This window comes from Moorella mulderi DSM 14980 (genome assembly GCF_001594015.1).
GTDB classification, from domain to species: Bacteria; Bacillota; DSM-521; order Neomoorellales; family Neomoorellaceae; genus Neomoorella; species Neomoorella mulderi.
Window position 1 is genome coordinate 1 of the sequence record NZ_LTBC01000072.1, and the last position, 501, is coordinate 501.

Below are 501 nucleotides of genomic sequence, written 5' to 3' on the forward strand. Positions count from 1 at the left end.
CAAAATAGGACCGGCCAGCATCGAGGTAAGACCCGGTTTTGATCCGGCCTTGCTCGCCCAGGTAGTCCGGGTGCTGGTAGCGATATGCTAAACGAAGCTGGCATCGACCGGGTTTATCTCGCCTGCGTGTGATCCATCTGTGATATTGTCAGGGTGAAATCCATCTGTAAAAATGTCAGTATGAGTAGGGAGAGGATTACCTTGTCACAGATGGAAATGAACCGGGTAATTATTTTACAAAAAGCTTTAAATGGGGAGGTTTCAGTACCGTATACAGCCTTCATCTTGGGGATTAGCGAACGCCATGCCTATCGCCTTAAGGCAAAAAACTTCAAACCTCTGGCCCAGCAGGTCTGGCCCATGGAAATCGTGGTCGTAAACCCGCTCATGCCCTCCCTGATAATATCCGTCAGGAGGTAGTGCAGCTCGCTCAAACTAAATACAGGGGGTGCAATTACACTTTCTTGAGCGAACTGCTCCGCGAGCATGAAGGCATTTGTT

General features: G+C 49.3%; 1 protein-coding gene. It reads right to left on the reverse strand.

All coding sequences use genetic code 11. From position 1 onward, the window contains the following. Nucleotides 1-308 precede the first annotated feature (308 nt). A partial coding sequence (locus tag MOMUL_RS17440) for a hypothetical protein (protein ID WP_236713143.1) occupies nt 309-501 on the reverse strand: 193 nt, incomplete at its 5' end.